This window comes from Pelomonas lactea (assembly GCF_043555885.1).
In the GTDB taxonomy this organism is placed as follows: domain Bacteria; phylum Pseudomonadota; class Gammaproteobacteria; order Burkholderiales; family Burkholderiaceae_C; genus Pelomonas; species Pelomonas lactea.
Window position 1 is genome coordinate 186,280 of sequence record NZ_JBIGHX010000003.1, and the last position, 17,500, is coordinate 203,779.

The 17,500-nt window shown below is 68.6% G+C and carries 23 protein-coding genes; 18 read left to right on the forward strand and 5 right to left on the reverse strand.

What is annotated here, in order from left to right; genetic code table 11:
• Positions 1–6: 6 nt before the first annotated feature.
• The 6 genes from ACG04Q_RS09355 to ACG04Q_RS09380 all read left to right on the forward strand — a co-directional run bounded on the left by ACG04Q_RS09355 (position 7) and on the right by ACG04Q_RS09380 (position 4,445).
• A complete protein-coding gene (locus tag ACG04Q_RS09355) occupies positions 7–429 on the forward strand; it encodes a type 2 periplasmic-binding domain-containing protein (RefSeq protein ID WP_394510639.1) in 423 nt (140 codons plus the stop codon).
• 64 nt (positions 430–493) lie between these two features.
• Positions 494–2,008, forward strand: a complete 1,515-nt coding sequence (locus ACG04Q_RS09360) for a methyl-accepting chemotaxis protein (RefSeq protein WP_394510640.1) — start codon at positions 494–496, stop codon at positions 2,006–2,008.
• 79 nt (positions 2,009–2,087) lie between these two features.
• Complete coding sequence (locus ACG04Q_RS09365) at positions 2,088–2,498, forward strand: rhodanese-like domain-containing protein (protein WP_394510641.1); 411 nt, start codon at positions 2,088–2,090, stop codon at positions 2,496–2,498.
• Positions 2,499–2,509: 11 nt separating this feature from the next.
• Positions 2,510–2,770 carry a glutaredoxin 3 gene (gene grxC / locus ACG04Q_RS09370; RefSeq protein ID WP_394510642.1) on the forward strand — a complete coding sequence of 87 codons (261 nt, stop codon included), beginning with the start codon at positions 2,510–2,512 and terminating at the stop codon, positions 2,768–2,770.
• A gap of 130 nt (positions 2,771–2,900) precedes the next feature.
• The gene (gene secB, locus ACG04Q_RS09375; RefSeq protein ID WP_394510643.1) at positions 2,901–3,374 is read left to right on the forward strand and encodes a protein-export chaperone SecB; all 474 of its coding nucleotides are present in this window, start codon (positions 2,901–2,903) and stop codon (positions 3,372–3,374) included.
• A 72-nt stretch (positions 3,375–3,446) separates the two neighbouring features.
• On the forward strand, positions 3,447–4,445 hold the full coding sequence (locus ACG04Q_RS09380) for an NAD(P)H-dependent glycerol-3-phosphate dehydrogenase (protein WP_394511340.1): 999 nt from the start codon (positions 3,447–3,449) through the stop codon (positions 4,443–4,445).
• A 31-nt stretch (positions 4,446–4,476) separates the two neighbouring features.
• On the opposite strand, the gene trmL is transcribed toward ACG04Q_RS09380, so the two are convergent.
• On the reverse strand, positions 4,477–4,947 hold the full coding sequence (trmL, locus tag ACG04Q_RS09385; protein WP_394510644.1) for a tRNA (uridine(34)/cytosine(34)/5-carboxymethylaminomethyluridine(34)-2'-O)-methyltransferase TrmL: 471 nt from the start codon (positions 4,945–4,947) through the stop codon (positions 4,477–4,479).
• A 19-nt stretch (positions 4,948–4,966) separates the two neighbouring features.
• Positions 4,967–5,722: a ComF family protein gene (locus ACG04Q_RS09390; protein WP_394510645.1), complete on the reverse strand. Its 756-nt coding sequence runs from the start codon at positions 5,720–5,722 to the stop codon at positions 4,967–4,969.
• 23 nt (positions 5,723–5,745) lie between these two features.
• Here ACG04Q_RS09390 and ACG04Q_RS09395 point away from each other — a divergent pair, with 23 nt between their 5' ends.
• The 7 genes from ACG04Q_RS09395 (at position 5,746) to ACG04Q_RS09425 (ending at position 11,612) form a co-directional block, all read left to right on the forward strand.
• Positions 5,746–6,669, forward strand: a complete 924-nt coding sequence (locus tag ACG04Q_RS09395; RefSeq protein ID WP_394510646.1) for a class I SAM-dependent methyltransferase — start codon at positions 5,746–5,748, stop codon at positions 6,667–6,669.
• Positions 6,670–6,850: 181 nt separating this feature from the next.
• Positions 6,851–8,041 (forward strand): cytochrome c oxidase subunit II, encoded by a 1,191-nt coding sequence (gene coxB, locus ACG04Q_RS09400; RefSeq protein WP_394510647.1) that lies wholly within the window; start codon positions 6,851–6,853, stop codon positions 8,039–8,041.
• 30 nt (positions 8,042–8,071) lie between these two features.
• Complete coding sequence (gene ctaD, locus ACG04Q_RS09405) at positions 8,072–9,721, forward strand: cytochrome c oxidase subunit I (RefSeq protein WP_394510648.1); 1,650 nt, start codon at positions 8,072–8,074, stop codon at positions 9,719–9,721.
• A 5-nt stretch (positions 9,722–9,726) separates the two neighbouring features.
• Positions 9,727–9,837 carry a cytochrome oxidase small assembly protein gene (locus ACG04Q_RS09410; protein WP_394510649.1) on the forward strand — a complete coding sequence of 37 codons (111 nt, stop codon included), beginning with the start codon at positions 9,727–9,729 and terminating at the stop codon, positions 9,835–9,837.
• Between the two features lie 4 nt (positions 9,838–9,841).
• The gene (locus tag ACG04Q_RS09415; protein WP_394510650.1) at positions 9,842–10,441 is read left to right on the forward strand and encodes a cytochrome c oxidase assembly protein; all 600 of its coding nucleotides are present in this window, start codon (positions 9,842–9,844) and stop codon (positions 10,439–10,441) included.
• Positions 10,438–10,680: a DUF2970 domain-containing protein gene (locus ACG04Q_RS09420; RefSeq protein WP_394510651.1), complete on the forward strand. Its 243-nt coding sequence runs from the start codon at positions 10,438–10,440 to the stop codon at positions 10,678–10,680. The genes ACG04Q_RS09415 and ACG04Q_RS09420 overlap by 4 nt, the downstream gene beginning before the upstream one ends.
• Positions 10,681–10,727: 47 nt before the next feature.
• Positions 10,728–11,612, forward strand: a complete 885-nt coding sequence (locus tag ACG04Q_RS09425; protein ID WP_394510652.1) for a cytochrome c oxidase subunit 3 — start codon at positions 10,728–10,730, stop codon at positions 11,610–11,612.
• 52 nt (positions 11,613–11,664) lie between these two features.
• Here ACG04Q_RS09425 and ACG04Q_RS09430 read toward each other — a convergent pair whose 3' ends face one another.
• On the reverse strand, positions 11,665–11,889 hold the full coding sequence (locus ACG04Q_RS09430; protein ID WP_394510653.1) for a DUF2909 domain-containing protein: 225 nt from the start codon (positions 11,887–11,889) through the stop codon (positions 11,665–11,667).
• 30 nt (positions 11,890–11,919) lie between these two features.
• Between ACG04Q_RS09430 and ACG04Q_RS09435 the strand changes: the two genes are divergently transcribed.
• The 5 genes from ACG04Q_RS09435 to ACG04Q_RS09455 are packed head-to-tail and all read left to right on the forward strand — an operon-like array spanning position 11,920 to position 15,880.
• A complete protein-coding gene (locus tag ACG04Q_RS09435) occupies positions 11,920–12,627 on the forward strand; it encodes an SURF1 family protein (protein WP_394510654.1) in 708 nt (235 codons plus the stop codon).
• Complete coding sequence (locus ACG04Q_RS09440; protein WP_394510655.1) at positions 12,578–13,273, forward strand: SCO family protein; 696 nt, start codon at positions 12,578–12,580, stop codon at positions 13,271–13,273. The genes ACG04Q_RS09435 and ACG04Q_RS09440 overlap by 50 nt, the downstream gene beginning before the upstream one ends.
• The gene (locus ACG04Q_RS09445; RefSeq protein WP_394510656.1) at positions 13,270–14,358 is read left to right on the forward strand and encodes a COX15/CtaA family protein; all 1,089 of its coding nucleotides are present in this window, start codon (positions 13,270–13,272) and stop codon (positions 14,356–14,358) included. Before ACG04Q_RS09440 ends, ACG04Q_RS09445 begins: the two co-directional genes overlap by 4 nt.
• Positions 14,359–14,360: 2 nt before the next feature.
• Positions 14,361–15,266 carry a heme o synthase gene (cyoE, locus tag ACG04Q_RS09450; RefSeq protein ID WP_394510657.1) on the forward strand — a complete coding sequence of 302 codons (906 nt, stop codon included), beginning with the start codon at positions 14,361–14,363 and terminating at the stop codon, positions 15,264–15,266.
• Positions 15,263–15,880, forward strand: coding sequence for an SCO family protein (locus ACG04Q_RS09455; protein ID WP_394510658.1), 618 nt, complete (start codon positions 15,263–15,265; stop codon positions 15,878–15,880). Before cyoE ends, ACG04Q_RS09455 begins: the two co-directional genes overlap by 4 nt.
• Positions 15,881–15,922: 42 nt before the next feature.
• Here ACG04Q_RS09455 and rpoH read toward each other — a convergent pair whose 3' ends face one another.
• Complete coding sequence (gene rpoH / locus ACG04Q_RS09460) at positions 15,923–16,840, reverse strand: RNA polymerase sigma factor RpoH (RefSeq protein ID WP_394510659.1); 918 nt, start codon at positions 16,838–16,840, stop codon at positions 15,923–15,925.
• 156 nt (positions 16,841–16,996) lie between these two features.
• Complete coding sequence (locus tag ACG04Q_RS09465) at positions 16,997–17,500, reverse strand: chemotaxis protein CheW (protein WP_394510660.1); 504 nt, start codon at positions 17,498–17,500, stop codon at positions 16,997–16,999.

Genomic DNA, 17,500 nt, shown 5'->3' on the forward strand with positions numbered 1-17,500 from the left:
AACGCCATGAATCTCAAGCATCTCCTCTCCGGCCTGGCGCTGGCCGCCTGCGCCGTCGCTTCCCAGGCGCAGGTCGCCGTCGTCGTGAACCCCAAGAGCGCGGCTGCGGCCATGACCGCCGACCAGGTGGCCGGCATCTTCCTCGGCAAGACCTCCACGCTGCCCAGCGGCGCCACCGCCGCGGCGGCAGACCAGGCCGAAGGCTCTGCCGTGCGCGAGCAGTTCTATGCCAAGGTGGCTGGCAAGCAGGCCGCGCAGGTCAAGGCGGCGTGGTCGCGGCTGGTGTTCTCCGGCAAGGCGACGCCGCCCAAGGAACTGGGCAGCTCCGCCGAAGTGAAGAAGTTTGTCGCCGCCAACCCGGACGCGATCGGCTACATCGAGAAATCCGCCGTGGACGGCAGCGTCAAGGTCGTGCTGACCGTCGACTGATTTCCGTCCGCAACAGATGATGGCGTGGGGTGCCTGACGCGCCCACCCGCCCAGGAGACAGCGAATGAACGTGAAGACCCGGATCTGGTTGCTCCCCGCGTTGGCGGCGGCAATCTTTGCCATCGGCATCGTGGTGGTGCTGTTGTTCTCGTCGAGGACATCGGACTCCATCCGTGCGGTGGGCCAGGTGGACTACCCCTACCTGGACGCCACCACGCAGTTCGCTGCTCAACTGGAGGCGCTGGGCGCCACCATCCAGAGTGCCGTCGCCGAGGGCGAGAAGAAGCGCCTGGACGAAGCCAACGAGCGTGCGGCCAGCCTGCGCAAGCTGCTGGCCGCCATCTCGCGCATCGAGGGCAAGGCGGAGGTCGGCAGCCAGCTGACGAAGAGCTTCGAGGCCTACTTCACGGCGTCGGTGGAGACGGCCGAGCTGTTCCTGGGCATCCGCCAGGGCGACCAGGCGGGCGCCATTCCCAAGATGCAGGCCGCACTGAAGAAGCTGGAGTCCGAGCTCGCCAGCGCCCGCGTGCAGGCCAGCGAAGGATTCGATGCCGGCCTGGAGCGCGCGCAGAGCGGCGTCTCCGCCAGCCTCTGGGCCACGGTCATCAGCGGCGTCGTCGTCGTGCTGTGCCTGGGCGGCGGGTCCTTCCTGATCATCGGTGGCGTCTGGCGCCAGCTCGGCGGCGAGCCCGAGTACGCCCGCGACGTGATGCGTCACATGGCCGACGGCGACCTGTCGCAGGACATCGTCGTGGCGCCGGGCGCCGAGCAGAGCATGCTGGCCGCGGTGCGCGACATGTCGCGCGGCCTCGCCGCCATCGTCGCCAATGTGCGCACCGGCACCGACTCCATGACGGTGGCTTCGCGCGAGATTGCCGCCGGCAACCAGGATCTGTCCGAGCGCACCGAGAAGCAGGCCAGCTCGCTGGAGCAGACCGCCGGCAACATGCAGGCGTTGACCGACACCGTCCGCCAGAGCGCAGATGCCGCGGCGCAGGCCAACCAGCTGGCCGGCTCGGCGGCCGCCGTCGCGCAGCGTGGCGGCGAGGTCGTCGGCCAGGTGGTCGCGACGATGGACGAGATCAACACCAGCTCCAAGAAGATCGCCGACATCATCGGCACCATCGACGGCATCGCGTTTCAGACCAACATCCTGGCACTGAACGCGGCCGTGGAGGCGGCCCGTGCCGGCGAGCAGGGCCGCGGCTTCGCGGTCGTGGCCGGCGAGGTGCGCTCGCTCGCGCAGCGCAGTGCCGAGGCGGCCCGCGAGATCAAGGGCCTGATCGGTGCCAGCGTCGACAAGGTCGAGTCCGGCGCCCGCCTCGTGCAGGCGGCGGGCAGCACGATGGACGAGATCGTCGCCAGCGTGCAGCGCGTCTCCGACATCATCGGCGAGATCACGGCTGCCGCCACCGAGCAGAGCACCGGCATCGGCCAGGTCAACGCGTCCGTCGTGCAGCTGGACCAGATGACCCAGCAGAACGCCGCGCTCGTCGAAGAGGCCGCCGCGGCCGCCACCAGCCTGGAGCAGCAGGCCGTCAACCTGCAGCAGGCGGTGGCCACCTTCAAGCTGTCCTGAGTCGCCGGGCCCGCCGCCGGGCGGGGCCGGCCAGCCTCGCCGATAATCGCGGGCTTTTCCAAGTCCTGACGGTGAACGCTTGAACTTCCTGATCCAAAACTGGTTCCTGATCGTCGCGGCCGTGGTGTCCGGCGGCATGCTGCTGTGGCCCCTGGTCGTGTCCGGCTCGCAGGGGGCGGCGCTCAGCCCGGCCCAGGCGGTGCAGGTCATCAACCGCGAGAAGGGCGTCCTCATCGACGTCAGCGAGCCCGAGGAATTCGCCAAGGGCCATGCGGTCGGCGCGCGCAACATCCCTTTTGGCCAACTTGAAGGCCACAAGCAACTGCCCTCCAACAAGGCCCTGCCACTCGTGGTGGTGTGCCCCACCGGCGCACGCGCCGGCCGCGCCGCAGGCATGCTGCGCAAGCTGGGCTACGAGAAGGCCCAGGTGCTGGCCGGCGGCCTGAAGGCCTGGCGAGACGCCAGCCTGCCGGTCGAGAAAACTGCCTGAGGAGTGTGGCGATGGCGCCCGTGAAGATGTACACCACCCTGGTCTGCCCGTTCTGCGTGCGCGCCAAGACGCTGCTCAAGCAGCGCGGCGTGGAGCAGATTGACGAGGTCCGCGTGGACCTCAACCCCGAGGAGCGCCAGGCCATGATGGACAGGACCGGCCGCCGCACCGTGCCGCAGATCTTCATCGGCGACACCCATGTCGGGGGCTGTGACGACCTGATCGCGCTGGACCAGCGCGGCGGGCTGATGCCCCTGCTGCAGGCCGCCTGAACGCCTTCGGCCGCGAGGGCCGATTTCAAGCCCGGGCAAGCCCCGGGCGTGCTGTCACGAGGCCTCGCCCATAATCCATCTGCCGCCCGCAGCGTGTCTGCGGGCTTTTGTTTGACACCGAAAGAGTCCCATGGCCGACGAGATCCAAGCTGCCGCCGAAGGCACCCCCGTGTTCCAGATCCAGCGCATGTACCTGAAGGATCTGTCGCTGGAACAGCCCAACGCGCCGCACATCCTGCTGGAACAGCAGCAGCCCCAGGTCGACATCAATCTGACGCTGTCGGCCGAGAACGTCACTGACGGCATCTTCGAAGTCTGCGTGACGGCCACCGTCAACACCAAGGTCGGCGACAAGACGCTGTTCCTGGTGGAAGCCAAGCAGGCCGGCATCTTCGAGATCCGCAACGTGCCGCAGGACCAGGTCGAAGGCATCCTGGGCATCGTCTGCCCGCAGATGGTCTACCCCTACCTGCGCGCCATCGTCTCCGACGTCTGCACCCGTGCCGGCTTCCCGCCCGTGCTGCTGACCGAAGTGAACTTCCAGGCGATGTTCGAAGCCCAGCAGGCCCAGCGCGCCGCCCAGGGCGGCACCGCCGTCAACTGAGCGCCTTGCGCCCGTGACGACGCCCCGCGCCGCGGGGCGTTTTTCATGGGCGACACTTCCGCGATGACGACGATGAAGATCAGCGTGTTGGGTGCCGGCGCCTGGGGCACGGCGCTGGCCATCCAGGCCGCCCGGGCCGGCCATGACGTGTGCCTGTGGGCGCGCGACGCCACGGCCATTGCGCAGATGCGCGCGAGCCGCCGCAATGCCGCCTACCTGCCCGACAGCGAACTGCCCGCCGCGCTCGCGCTGAGCGCGGACCGCGGGGAGGCCGTTGCCCACGCGGCGCAGGGCCTGACCATCATCGCCACGCCCATGTCCGGCCTGCGCGAGACGCTGGCGGCGCTGCCCGCCACGCAGCGCGTGCTGTGGCTGTGCAAGGGCTTCGAGGCCGGCACCGGCAAGCTGGGCCACGAGATCGCACGCGAACTGCAGCCCGCGATGCGCGTGGGCGTGCTGTCCGGCCCCAGCTTCGCGCAGGAGGTGGCCGCCGGCCGCCCGACGGCGCTGGTGGCCGCCAGCGAGGATGCCGATCTGGCCCAGGCCGCCGTCGACGCCTTCCATGGCGAGCGGCTGCGCGTCTACACCTCGGCCGACCCGGTGGGCGTGGAGGTGGGTGGGGCGGTCAAGAACGTGATGGCCATCGCCGTCGGCATCTGCGACGGGCTGTCGGGCGCCGCGCCCGATGCGCCGGGGCTGAACGCACGCGCCGCGCTGATCACGCGAGGCCTGGCCGAGATGCTGCGGCTGGGTGTTGCCTTGGGCGCGCGGGTCGAGACCTTCATGGGTCTGTCGGGCCTGGGCGACCTGGTGCTGACGGCGACCGGCGACCTGTCCCGCAACCGCCGCGTGGGCCTGCTGCTGGCGCAGGGCCTGGCGCTGCCGCAGATCCTGCAGCAGCTGGGCCATGTGGCCGAGGGCGTCTACAGCGCGCCGACCGTGCTGGCGCGTGCGCGCGCCGCCGGTGTCGAGATGCCCATCACCGAGGGCATGGTGGCGCTGCTGGACGGCCGGCTGAAGGTGGGCGAGGCGGTCGAGCGGCTCATGAGCCGCGACGCGAAGGCGGAGTAGGGCCGCCTTCGCCCGTCGGGCGGGCAGGGCGTCAGGCGCCGCCCGCGTAGCCGTTCTGACGCCACGCTTCGAACACCGCGACGGCGACGCTGTTGCTGAGGTTCAGGCTGCGCTGCTCCGGTCGCATCGGCAGCCGAACCCGTTGTTCGGCCGGAAAGCCGTCGCGCAGCGCCGGCGGCAGTCCGGCTGTCTCGCTGCCGAACACCAGCCAGTCACCCGGCTGCCAGGCGACCTCGCCGAACGGGCGGCTGCCGCGCGTCGTGAACGCAAACATCCGCGACGGATCCGGCGACTCAGCGGCCAGGAAGGCGCCCCAGTCGGCGTGCCGCTGCACGCGGGCGTACTCGTGATAGTCCAGCCCGGCGCGCTGCAGCAACCGATCCTCCATCGAGAAGCCCAGCGGCTCGATGAGGTGCAGGCTGCAGCCCGTGTTGGCAGCGAGGCGGATCACGTTGCCCGTGTTGGGCGGGATCTCGGGATGGACGAGGACGATATGGAACATGGACGGATTGTCCCTGCCCCTATTCGTCTCCTGGCTCGGGCGTGCGCGCGATGACCCAGGCCTGCACGCTCATGACGCCCGCCTGCAGCAGCACGCGGGCCAGTTCGTACAGCGTCGCGCCGCTGGTCATCACGTCGTCCATCAGCGCCACGCTGGCGCCGCGCAGCTTCGCGGCGCTCAGTGGGTCGACGGCGAAGACGCCGCGCACGTTGGCCGCGCGCGCCTCCAGCCGCAGCGAGGCCTGGCGCTCGTTGTGGCGCACGCGCAGCAGCAGCTCGGGCTCGCAGCGCAGGCCGCGCCGGCGAGCCAGCGCCTTGGCCAGCTCGTGGGACTGGTTGTAGCCCCGCTCGCGCAGCCGCTCGACCGACAGCGGCACCGGCAGCAGCCAGTCGGGCTCGTGCACGTCGGCGGCGTTGAGCGCTGCATTCAGCCTGCCCAGCAAGCTCTCGCGCAAGTCCAGCGCCTGGTGGTACTTGAAGTGCTGCAGCAGGCCGTCCCACGGAAAGCGGTAGTCCAGCGCGGCCACGGCGCGGTCCAGCGGCGGCGCCTCGACGAGACAGCGGCCGCACTGGGGGCGTGGGCGGCCCGTGAGTTCCAGTGGCAGCCGGGCGGCGCAGGTCCAGCAGCGGGGCTGCGGTCGCGCGTGCAGGGCCAGGCAGGCGTCGCAGATGGTCTGGTGGCTCCACGCCCGGCACACGGCGCACTGGCCGGCGCAGCGCATCAGGACTCGTTCGACGAGTGCGGGCTTGGGCGCGGCCAGCGGGCGGTCAGGCATCGGCTCAATATACTGAGCGGCCCATGAGCGACCCGGCAGCCCCCCCCACTTCAAACAAGGGGCCGCGGCCTCAGGACATTGATGACGCCGCGCTGCGTCATCAGGCGCGCCGACTGGCGCGGGCCGAGCAGCCACCCTGGCTGCATGCCGAGGTGGCCCGGCGCATGGCCGAGCGCCTGCCCCTCATCAAGCTGCAGCCTGCCCGTGTGCTGGATGCTGCGCCGGTGCTGGGTGCGAGCGCCGAGCTGCTGCGCCAGGCCTACCCGAAGGCCGAGCTGCTGTGGCACGAGGCCGACGCGGTGCTGGCCGACCGTGCGGCGCAGGACCGGTCGCCGGGCTGGTGGCAGAAGTTGCGCGGCGCGGGCTCCGGCCGCGTGAACTCATTGCCGGCGCGGCCCGAGGTGGAGCTGCTGTGGTCCAACATGGCCTTGCACGCGGCGTCGGATTTGCCGGGGCTGCTGGCGCAGTGGCAGGCCAGCATCGCCGTGGGCGGCTTCATGATGTTTTCCTGCCTGGGCCCCGACAGCTTCGTCGAGTTGCGCCCGCTGTTCGCGCGCGCCGGTTGGGGTCGGCCGGCGCCGGACTGGTGGGACATGCACGACATCGGCGACCTCGTGCTCAAGGCCGGGTTTGCCGACCCCGTCATGGACCAGGAGCGCCTGCGGCTGACCTGGGCCAGCCCCGAGAGCCTGCTGGCCGACCTTCGCGCGCTGGGCGGCAACCTGGCGCCCAGTCGCTTTGCCGGCCTGCGCGGCCGCGCCTGGCAGGCGGCGCTGCGGCACGCGTTGGAAGGGCTGCGCGGCCCCGACGGCCGGCTGGGCCTGACGCTGGAGCTGGTGTTTGGCCACGCCTTCAAGGCGGCACCGCGCCTCACGATGGCCGCCGAGACGCACGTGTCGGTCGATGCGATGCGTGCCAGCCTCAAAAAAGGCCGCTCCGGCGGCTGATGGCTAGGTGATTCCCAGGGGCTGCCACCCCCCGGCGGCGGGGGACCCCTGGGCTAAAATTTCGCGCCGCTCAGAGGGTCTAGGGCAAAACCCGACCCACCTCCGCGGCGCTCGCGGCGCACACGTCCGGCCTTTCGGGTGGACATGCAAGTCCTGCTCTTCAAAGAACCAAGTGACAACCATGACGATGATGAACGCACGAGTGCATAGCGCCTCACGCGGCTGGGCCCAGCGGGCTGCCGCGGCGGCGACGGCGGCCCTGGCAACGGGTTCTGCCTTCGCGGTGAACGATCTCAAGGGCGGCCCGGGCGTCAATCAGATCAATCTGCACGAACCGGTCACGCGCATCGCGGCCGATCAGATGTGGTTGCACAACTTCATGCTGATCGTCTGCCTCGTCATCTTCGTGGCGGTGTTCGGCGTGATGTTCTATTCCATCTTCAAGCACCGCAAATCCAAGGGCGCGGTGTCGGCGAACTTCCACGAGAGCGTGGCCGTCGAGATCGCCTGGACCGTGGTGCCCTTCCTGATCGTCATCGGCATGGCGCTGCCCGCCACCAAGGTCGTGGTCGCGATGAAGGACACGACCAACGCCGACCTGACCATCAAGGCCACCGGCTACCAGTGGAAGTGGGGCTACGACTACCTGAAGGGCGAGGGCGAGGGCATCGGTTTCCTGGCCACGCTGGACACCGAGCAGCGCGAGCAGTCCAACTCCGGCAAGCCGGCGCCGGTCGACAACTACCTGCTGAAGGTCGACAACCCGCTGGTGGTGCCGGTCGACAAGAAGGTCCGCATCATCACGACCGCCAATGACGTCATCCACGCGTGGATGGTGCCGGCCTTCGGCGTGAAGCAGGACGCCATCCCCGGTTTCGTGCGCGACACCTGGTTCAAGGCCGAGAAGGTCGGCGACTACTACGGCCAGTGCGCCGAGCTGTGCGGCAAGGAGCACGCCTACATGCCCATCCATGTGAAGGTGGTGTCCGCCGAGGACTACACCAAGTGGGTGGACGGCGAGAAGAAGAAGCTGGCCGCCAAGGCCGATGACCCGAGCAAGGTCTGGGAGCAGGCGGCGCTGATCGCCCGTGGCGAGAAGGTCTATGCCGCCAACTGCGCGGCCTGCCACAAGGCTGACGGCACCGGCGCCGGCCCGATCAAGGCGCTGGACGCCTCGCCGGTCGTGCTCGCCGAGAACCATCTGGACCAGATCCAGGTGCTGCTGAACGGCCGCCTGGACAAGGGCATGCCGGCCTGGAAGCAGCTCAGCGACACGGACATCGCCGCCGTCATCACGTACACGAAGAACAGCTGGTCCAACAAGACCGGCCAGACCGTGCAGCCGGCCGAGATCGTCGCGGCCCGCAAGTAATCGTCAGAACGCCGAAGCAGAGGAAATCACATGAGTGCAGTGCTCCCCCCCCACGGCGTTCATGGCGGCCACGACGGCCATGCCCATGACGACCATCACGATCACCACGCACCCACCGGCTGGCGCCGCTGGGTGTTCGCGACCAACCACAAGGACATCGGCACGCTGTACCTGCTGTTCAGCTTCACGATGCTGATGGTTGGCGGCATCCTGGCGCTGTGCATCCGCGCCGAGCTGTTCCAGCCGGGTCTGCAGTTCTTCAACCCCGAGCTGTTCAACCAGTTCACCACCATGCACGGTCTGATCATGGTGTTCGGGGCCATCATGCCGGCGTTCGTCGGCTTCGCGAACTGGATGATTCCGCTGCAGATCGGTGCCAGCGACATGGCCTTCGCGCGGATGAACAACTTCAGCTTCTGGCTGATGATCCCCGCGGCCATCATGCTGGTCAGCAGCTTCTTCATGCCCGGTGGCGCCCCCGCCGCCGGCTGGACGCTGTACGCACCGCTGACGCTGCAGATGGGCCCGTCGATGGACGCCGGCATCTTCGCGATGCACATCCTCGGCGCCTCGTCCATCATGGGCTCGATCAACATCATCGTGACCATCCTCAACATGCGCGCCCCCGGCATGACGCTGATGAAGATGCCGATGTTCGCCTGGACCTGGCTGATCACCGCCTACCTGCTGATCGCCGTCATGCCCGTGCTGGCTGGTGCCATCACGATGACGCTGACGGACCGCCACTTCGGTACCGCCTTCTTCAACCCCGCTGGCGGCGGCGATCCGGTGATGTACCAGCACATCTTCTGGTTCTTCGGCCACCCCGAGGTCTACATCATGATCCTGCCGGCCTTCGGCATCGTGAGCCAGATCGTGCCGGCCTTCGCCCGCAAGCGCCTGTTCGGCTACGCCTCGATGGTGTATGCCACGGCGTCGATCGCCATCCTGTCCTTCATCGTGTGGGCCCACCACATGTTCGCCACCGGCATGCCGGTGACGGGCCAGCTGTTCTTCATGTACGCGACCATGCTGATCGCGGTGCCCACCGGCGTGAAGATCTTCAACTGGCTGGCCACGATGTGGCGCGGCTCGATGACCTTCGAGACCCCGATGCTGTGGGCCGTGGGCTTCATCTTCGTGTTCACGATGGGCGGCTTCACCGGCCTGATCTGCGCGATGGCCCCCATCGACATCCAGATCCAGGACACCTACTACGTCGTGGCCCACTTCCACTACGTGCTGGTGGCCGGCTCGTTGTACGCGCTGTTCGCCGGCGTGTACTACTGGGGCCCGAAGTGGACCGGCGTGATGTATTCGGAGACGCGCGGCAAGATCCATTTCTGGGGCTCGCTGATCTTCTTCAACATCACCTTCTTCCCGATGCACTTCCTGGGTCTGGCCGGCATGCCGCGTCGCTATGCCGACTACCCGATGCAGTTCACCGACTTCAACCAGATCGCGTCCATCGGCGCTTTCGGCTTCGGCCTGATGCAGGTGTACTTCTTCCTGTTCGTCGTCGTGCCGATGATGCGCGGCAAGGGCGAGAAGGCCCCGCAGAAGCCGTGGGAAGCCGCTGAAGGCCTGGAGTGGGAAGTGCCGTCGCCGGCGCCGTTCCACACCTTCGAGGAGCCGCCCAAGCTGGACGCTTCGGCGACCCGCATCGTCCACGGCCACTGAACGTGATGACGCCCGAGCAGCGCAAGAACAACCGCCGGCTGGGTCTCATCCTGCTGACGGTTGCCCTGGCCTTCGGCGTGGGTTTCATCGCCAAGATGGCGCTGTTCGCCCACTGACGTCATGCGTCTGCTGAACGCCCTGCGCCGTGACAACCGTCAGCTCCTGGCGAAGCTGGCGGTCATCGTGGCGCTGATGTTCGGTTTCGGCTATGCACTGGTGCCGCTGTACAAGGCGATCTGCGAGGCGTTGGGCATCAACGTACTGTCGCTGGCCGAGCGGCAGGTGGCGCTGGCCGACAAGGGTGTTGCCAACGGCAACGGCCAGGTCGACTACAGCCGCGAGATCACCGTCGAGTTCGACACCAACGCGCGTGGCCCCTGGGACTTCAAGCCCGCCGTGCGCCACATGACGGTGCACCCGGGCGAGCTGAGCCAGGTCATGTACGAGTTCCGCAACAAGCAGGACCGCACGATGGCCGCACAGGCGATCCCGAGCTATGCGCCGATGCAGGCCAGCGCGCATTTCAACAAGCTGGAATGCTTCTGCTTCAACGAGTACACGCTGAAGCCGGGCGAGAGCAGGCAGTGGCCGGTCGTGTTCGTCATCGACCCCAAGCTGCCCAAGGACGTGAAGACCATCACCCTGTCCTACACCTTCTTCGAGGTGGCGGGCAAGGGCGCGGTCAAGCTCAGCCAGTCTCCGAAAGGGACGGCGCTGTGAGCAAGCCGGGCCAGGATCTGAAGGACGCCGTGAACCGCAAGGCTTCACTGGGCCAGACGATCGCGGCCGTGGCCTGGAGTTTTTTCGGCGTGCGTCGCGGCAAGGACCATGAAAACGACATGGCCAGGCTGAACCCGGTGCACGTGATCATTGCGGGCCTGCTCGGCGCGGCCCTGTTTGTGTTGATGCTGGTGCTGCTGGTCCGCTGGGTCATCGGCAGTGGCGTGGCGGCGGCCTGAGGCCGCACGCGACAAGGTTCAGAACGAGCGAGAACTAGGAGAACGACATGTCGGCAGCGACAACTTCGGGCAAGACCCCGTACTACTTCGTCCCGGCGCCCTCGCGGCATCCGGTGATGGCCGCGATCGGCCTGTTCTTCGTCATCCTCGGCGCCGGCCAGTGGGTCAACGGCCACGGCTGGGGCATGTACTCGCTGTTCGGCGGCCTGGCGCTGTGGGCCTTCGTGCTCAAGCAGTGGTTCGGCGACGCCATCCGCGAGAGCGAGGGCGGCCTCTACAGCGAGCGCATCGATGTGTCGTTCCGCTGGAGCATGGGCTGGTTCATCTTCTCGGAGGTGATGTTCTTCGCGGCCTTCTTCGGTGCGCTGTACTGGGCCCGCGTGTTCTCGGTGCCGTCGCTGGGCAGCCTGGAGAACGGCCTGCTGTGGCCCGACTTCAAGGCCATCTGGCCCAGCACCGCCGCCGGCTTCACCGCGGCGCCGGCCGGCACCGTCGAGCCCTTCACGACCATGGGCCCGTGGCCCATCCCGACGATCAACACGGCGCTGCTGCTGACCTCGGGCATCACGCTGACCATTGCCCACCATGCGCTGATCGCCGGCAACCGCGCCAAGACCATCACGTGGATGTGGATCACCGTGCTGCTGGGTGCCACCTTCCTGGGCTTCCAGGCCTACGAATACCACCACGCCTATGCCGAGCTGAACCTCAAGCTCAACTCCGGCATCTACGGCTCCACGTTCTTCATGCTGACCGGCTTCCACGGCTTCCATGTCTGCGTGGGCGCGTTGATGCTGCTGTTCATCACCATCCGCCTGATGAAGGGCCACTTCACGCCCGAGCACCACTTCGGCTTCGAAGGCGCGGCCTGGTACTGGCACTTCGTCGACGTCGTCTGGCTGGGCCTGTACGTCATCGTCTACTGGATGTAAGCCAGCCACCCAATGACAAAGCGCCGCGGAAGCGGCGCTTTTTTGTTGCGGTTCAGGACGACTTCAGCGGCAGTCCGGTCGGGTGTATCCAGCCCAGCTTCCAGCTCAGCAGGATGATGAGGAACAGCGCCACCGACAGCCCCACCCGCACCGCCAGTGCGCGGGCCATGCTGGGGCTGCGCTTGTCGGTGCCGCGGCCCTTGCGCAACATGAAGAAGCCGGCCGCCGCCAGCGCGCCGAGGATGCCGATGAAGGCCACCAGGAACAGGAATTTCATGACGGCGAATTATCCGCGCGGGGTGCGCCCGTGACGGCCCGGCGCTGGCTGGTGCTGCTGGCCGCGTTGGCAGGCGCCGTGTTGACGGCGCGGCTGGGCGTCTGGCAGCTCGACCGCGCCCAGCAGAAGCTGCAGTTGCAGGCGGCGATGGACGCCGAGACGGCGCGCGCGCCACTGGGCAACGCGGCGTTGGGCGGTGCCGGGCTGCACCGCCGCGTCGTGCTGCGCGGTACCTGGGTCGCCGAGCGCACCGTCTGGCTGGACAACCGTCCGATGGACGGCCGCGCGGGCTTCTATGTCGTCACGCCGCTGCGGCTGGCAGGGCGCGCCGATGCCGTCCTCGTGCAGCGCGGCTGGGCGCCACGCAGCCAGGCCGACCTGCGCCAGCTGCCGCCGCTGGCGACACCGGCCGGCGAGGTGGAAGTCACCGGGCGGCTGGCCGCCTCGCCGTCACGGCTTTATGAGCTGGGCGAAGGGGCGGGCGGCGCGATCCGGCAGAATCTCGACTCGGCGGCTTTCGCCGTCGAGTCGGGCCTGGCGCTGCTGCCGCTGACCGTCGTGCAGACCGCGCCCGACGGCGCCGACGACGGCCTGCTGCGCCACTGGCCGGCGCCCGACCTCGGCCTGCACAAGCACTACGGCTACGCCTTTCAATGGTTTGCGCTCTGCGCGTTGATCGTCGGTCTCTATGTCTGGTTCCAACTCCTCCGCCCCCGGCTCCGCCGCCAGCACGCCTGAGCCGCTGAGCTTCGCCGTGCACAGCCTGCCCGACCCGCGCGCGGCTGCGCAGAAGGCCGGGCGCTGGAAGATGTTGCTGGTGCTGGCGCTGTGCGCGGCGCCGGTCGTCGCGTCCTACTTCACCTTCTACGTCATCAAGCCCAGCGGCTCGGCGTATGGCGAGCTCATCACGCCCACCGTCGACGTCCCCGCCGACCTGCCGCTGACCGACCTGCAGGGCCAGGCCGTGAAGGCAGAGTCGCTGAAGGGGCAGTGGCTGCTGGTTGCCGTGCAGCCGTCCCGCTGCGACGCGGCCTGCGAGCGCCAGCTCTTCGTGCAGCGCCAGCTGCGCGAGATGCTGGGCAAGGAGCGCGCGCGCGTCGACAAGCTCTGGCTCATCCCCGACGAGGGCACGCCGCGCGCCGAGGTGCTGGCCGCCGTGGGGCAGAAGGGCGCCGAAGTCACCGTGCTGCGCGTGCCGGCGGATCGCCTGGCCGGCTGGCTCAAGCCGGCGCAGGGCCGCAAGCTGTCCGAGCACTTCTACGTGGTCGACCCGATGGGCCGCTGGATGGAGCGGGCGCCCGGTGAGCCCGAGCCCAAGAAGCTGCAGGCTGACCTCGTCAAACTGCTCAAGGCCAGCGCAGGTTGGGACAACCCGGGCCGATGAACGAGCTGCTGCTCCCCCTGGGCCAGGTCGCCGCCATCGGCGGCGCGGTGGCACTCGGCCCGCTGCTGTGGTGGCGCCAGCGCTCGCGCACGCAGACGCCCACTGGCCGGCTGCGGGCGCTGACGCTGCTGACGCTGTTCCTCACCTTCGACCTCATCGTCTTCGGGGCGTTCACGCGGCTGACCGACTCCGGCCTGGGCTGCCCGGACTGGCCGGGCTGCTACGCGTCGGCCAGCCCCGTCGGTGCGCGTGACCACATCGAGGCCGCGCAGACGGCCATGCCCACGGGCCCGGTCACGCATGGCAAGGCGTGGATCGAGATGATCCACCGCTACCTTGCCAGCGGCGTGGGGTTGCTCATCCTCGTCATGACGGCGCTGGGTTGGCGCCTGAAGCGCCAGCGGGGCGAGCACGCGCCCTCCGCGTGGCTGCCCACGCTGACTTTCGTCTGGGTCTGCGTGCAGGGCGCGTTCGGTGCGCTGACGGTGACGATGAAGCTGTTCCCCGCCATCGTCACGCTGCACCTGCTGTTCGGCCTGGGGCTGTTGATGCTGCTGGCCTGGCAGCACGAGGCCTACGCGCCGCGGCCCGTGGCCTTGCCCCCGGCGTTCGCGCGTGCCGTGCTCATCGTGCTGCTGCTGACGCTGGGCCAGGTCGCCTTGGGCGGCTGGGTCAGCACCAACTACGCGGTGCTGGCCTGCGACGAGTTCCCCACCTGCCACAACGGCCAGTGGTGGCCGCACATGGATTTCGGCCAGGGCTTCCAGCTGTGGCGCGAGCTGGGCCAGCGCGCGGACGGCCGCTGGCTGGGCTTCGAGGCGCTGGCCGCCATCCACATGGCCCACCGCCTGGGTGCGGCCGTCGTCTTCGCTGCCATCCTGACGTTGGCCTGGGCGCTGCGCCGACCCGCACCCGGCTGGTCGCGTGCGCTGCTGGCCGCCGCGGGCTGGCAGCTCGCATCCGGCCTGTCCAACGTCGTGCTCGACTGGCCCATCGTCGCGGCCCTGGCGCACACGGCCGGCGCCGCCGTGCTGCTGGGTCTGCTCACCACCTTGTTTGCCCGCGCCAACGCGCGTCACGTCTGACCATGGCTTCCACGTCCACCGCCAGCGCACCCGCGCACCACCCGCGCTGGCAGCAGTTCTACCAGCTGACCAAGCCGCGCGTCGTCCAGCTCATCGTCTTCTGCGCCGCCATCGGCATGGCGCTGGCCGTGCCCGGCCTGCCGGACCTGTCTCAGGCCGTCACCATGCTCGCCGCCATCGCCGGCATCTGGCTGGTGGCCGGCGCCGCCGCCGCGTTCAACTGCCTCATCGAAGACGGCATCGACGCCCGCATGAAGCGCACCGCGTGGCGGGCCACGGCCAAGGGCGAGCTGAGCCGGCCGCAGACGCTGGCGTTCTCGGCGCTGCTGTGTGGCGCCGGCATGGCGCTGCTGGCCGTCTACGTGAACGTGCTGACCATGTGGCTGACCTTTGCCACTTTCGTCGGCTACGCCGTGGTCTACACGGTCATCCTCAAGCCCATGACGCCGCAGAACATCGTCATCGGCGGCGCGTCCGGTGCGATGCCGCCCGTGCTGGGCTGGGCCGCGATGCGCGGCGAAGTGGGCTTCGAGGCCTGGCTGCTGTGTCTGATCATCTTCCTGTGGACGCCGCCGCACTTCTGGGCGCTGGCGCTGTACCGCGCCGAGGACTACGCCCGCGCCGGCCTGCCCATGCTGCCGGTGACGCATGGCAACGACTACACGCGGCTGCAGATCCTGCTCTACACCTGGGTGCTGCTGGCCGCCACGCTGCTGCCCTTCCTGACCGGCATGAGCGGCTGGTTCTACCTGGTCAGCGCCATCGCGCTGGGCCTGGGCTTCTGCGGCTATGCCTTCCGGCTGTGGCGCGAGTATTCGGAGATGCTGGCGCGGCGGACCTTCTGGTTCTCCATCTGGCACCTGTCGCTGCTGTTCGCGGCGCTGCTGATCGACCACTACATCCCATGAGCACACGCCGCCTGGCCCTTTCCTCGTTGACGTTGCTGGCCGCGCTCGCCGTGGCCGGCTGCCAGCCGTCCGGCCCCGACAAGCCCGCCTTCAAGGGTGTGGACCTGACCGGCGTCGACTACGCCCGGCAGCTGAACCTGACCGACCAGGACGGCCGTTCCCGTTCGTTGGCCGACTTCAAGGGCAAGGTCGTCGTGGTGTTCTTCGGCTACACGCAGTGCCCTGACGTCTGCCCGACGACGATGGCCGAGGTGGCCGAGGTCAAGAAGTCGCTGGGCGCGGACGGCGACAAGGTGCAGGGCGTGTTCGTCACCGTGGACCCCGACCGCGACACCGCCCAGTTGCTGAAGGCCTACATCACCGCCTTCGACCCCAGCTTCGTCGCGCTGCGCGGCAGCGAGGAGCAGACCAAGGCCGCCGTCAAGGAATTCCGCGCGTTCTACGCCAAGTCGCCCGGCAAGACGCCGGAGAGCTACATGGTGGACCACACCGCTGCCAGCTTCGTCTTCGACACCGAGGGCCGCGTGCGCGTCTACGTGCGCTACGGCGCCGGCGCCGAGCCGCTGGCGCACGACATCAAGCTGCTGCTCGCCGAGGCCCAGACCCGGAAATGAAAAAGGCCCCGCGAGGGGCCTTTTTTGCCAGGGTGGCGCCGGTCAGGCGGCTTCCGTAAGCGCCTTCTTCATCTTCTTCATCGCCGCCACCTCGATCTGGCGGATGCGCTCGGCCGACACGCCGTACTCGGCCGCCAGCTCGTGCAGCGTCATGCCGCCGGACGCGTCGTCGTTCACCTTCAGCCAGCGCTCCTCGACGATGCGGCGGCTGCGCGGGTCCAGCACCTCCAACGCGCGCTGGATGCCGTCGCCGGCCAGTTCGTCGCGCGAGCGGGCCTCGATGACGCGCGTCGGCTCGTGCGTCTCGTCGGCCAGGTAGGCGATGGGGGCGAAGGCCTCCCCGTCGTCGTCGGTCTGCGGCTCCAGCGCCACGTCGCCGCCGGACAGGCGCGTCTCCATCTCCAGCACTTCCTCGCGCTTCACGTTCAGCGTGCTGGCCACATGGGCGACCTCGGCCTCGCTGAGCGTGTTGCGGTGCGTCTGGCCGTCGGCCTGGTCGGCCTTCAGCTGGTGCTTCATCGAGCGCAGGTTGAAGAACAGCTTGCGCTGTGCCTTGGTCGTCGCGACCTTGACCATGCGCCAGTTCTTCAGGATGTACTCATGGATCTCGGCCTTGATCCAGTGCATCGCGTAGCTCACCAGGCGCACGCCCTGGTCGGGGTCGAAGCGCTTGACGGCCTTCATCAGGCCCACGTTGCCTTCCTGGATCAGGTCACCCTGGGGCAGGCCGTAGCCCACGTACTGGCGCGAGATGGACACCACCAGGCGCAGGTGCGACAGCACCAGGCGGCCGGCGGCCTCCACATCGCCCTTGTCGCGCAGGCTGCGCGCGGCGGAGGATTCCTCCTCGGCCGTCAGCAGCGGCAGGCGGTTGACGGCGGAGATGTACGCGTCCAGATTGCCCAGCGAGGGCACCATGGCCCAGGGACTGCGAACGGCAATGGCGGAAGAAGCAGACATCGTCTTGATCCTTACTGAACCGCCACGAGATGCAGCGGTGAGATGAATATTAGCACTCTGCTTTGCTGAGTGCTAAGGATCAGATGGCTGTTCCTGGAATGCAGTGTTGCTGCGGCTTGAACAGTGGGCGGGCGCTAACTTGAAGTCGTCGGGCGGTCAGTCGACCAGGCCGAAATCGGGGCTTTTGATCATGGCCTCGATGTCCAGCAGGATCAGCATGCGTTCGCCCAGCTTGCCCAGGCCGGTGATGAAGCGGGAGTCCATCGCCGCGGGCACGTCGGGGCGCGGCTTGATCTCGTCCTCGCTCAGCTCCAGCACGTCGGACACCGAATCGACGACAACACCAACGACCCGGCCGGCCACGTTCAGCACGATGACGACCGTGAAGGCGTTGTACTCGCCGGCCTGGCCCAGGCGGATGCGCAGGTCCAGGATGGGCACGATGACGCCGCGCAGGTTGACAACGCCCTTGACGAAGGACGGCGCGTTGGCGACGCGGGTGGGGGCCTCATAGGAGCGGATCTCCTGCACGCGCAGGATGTCCAGGCCGTATTCCTCCTCGCCGATGCGGAAGGTCAGGAACTGGCGGCCATCGGTGTGGGTCTGGGCCTGCACGGCCTGGGCACCGGAGGTGGTCGGAACGAGGTCGGTGGAGCTCAT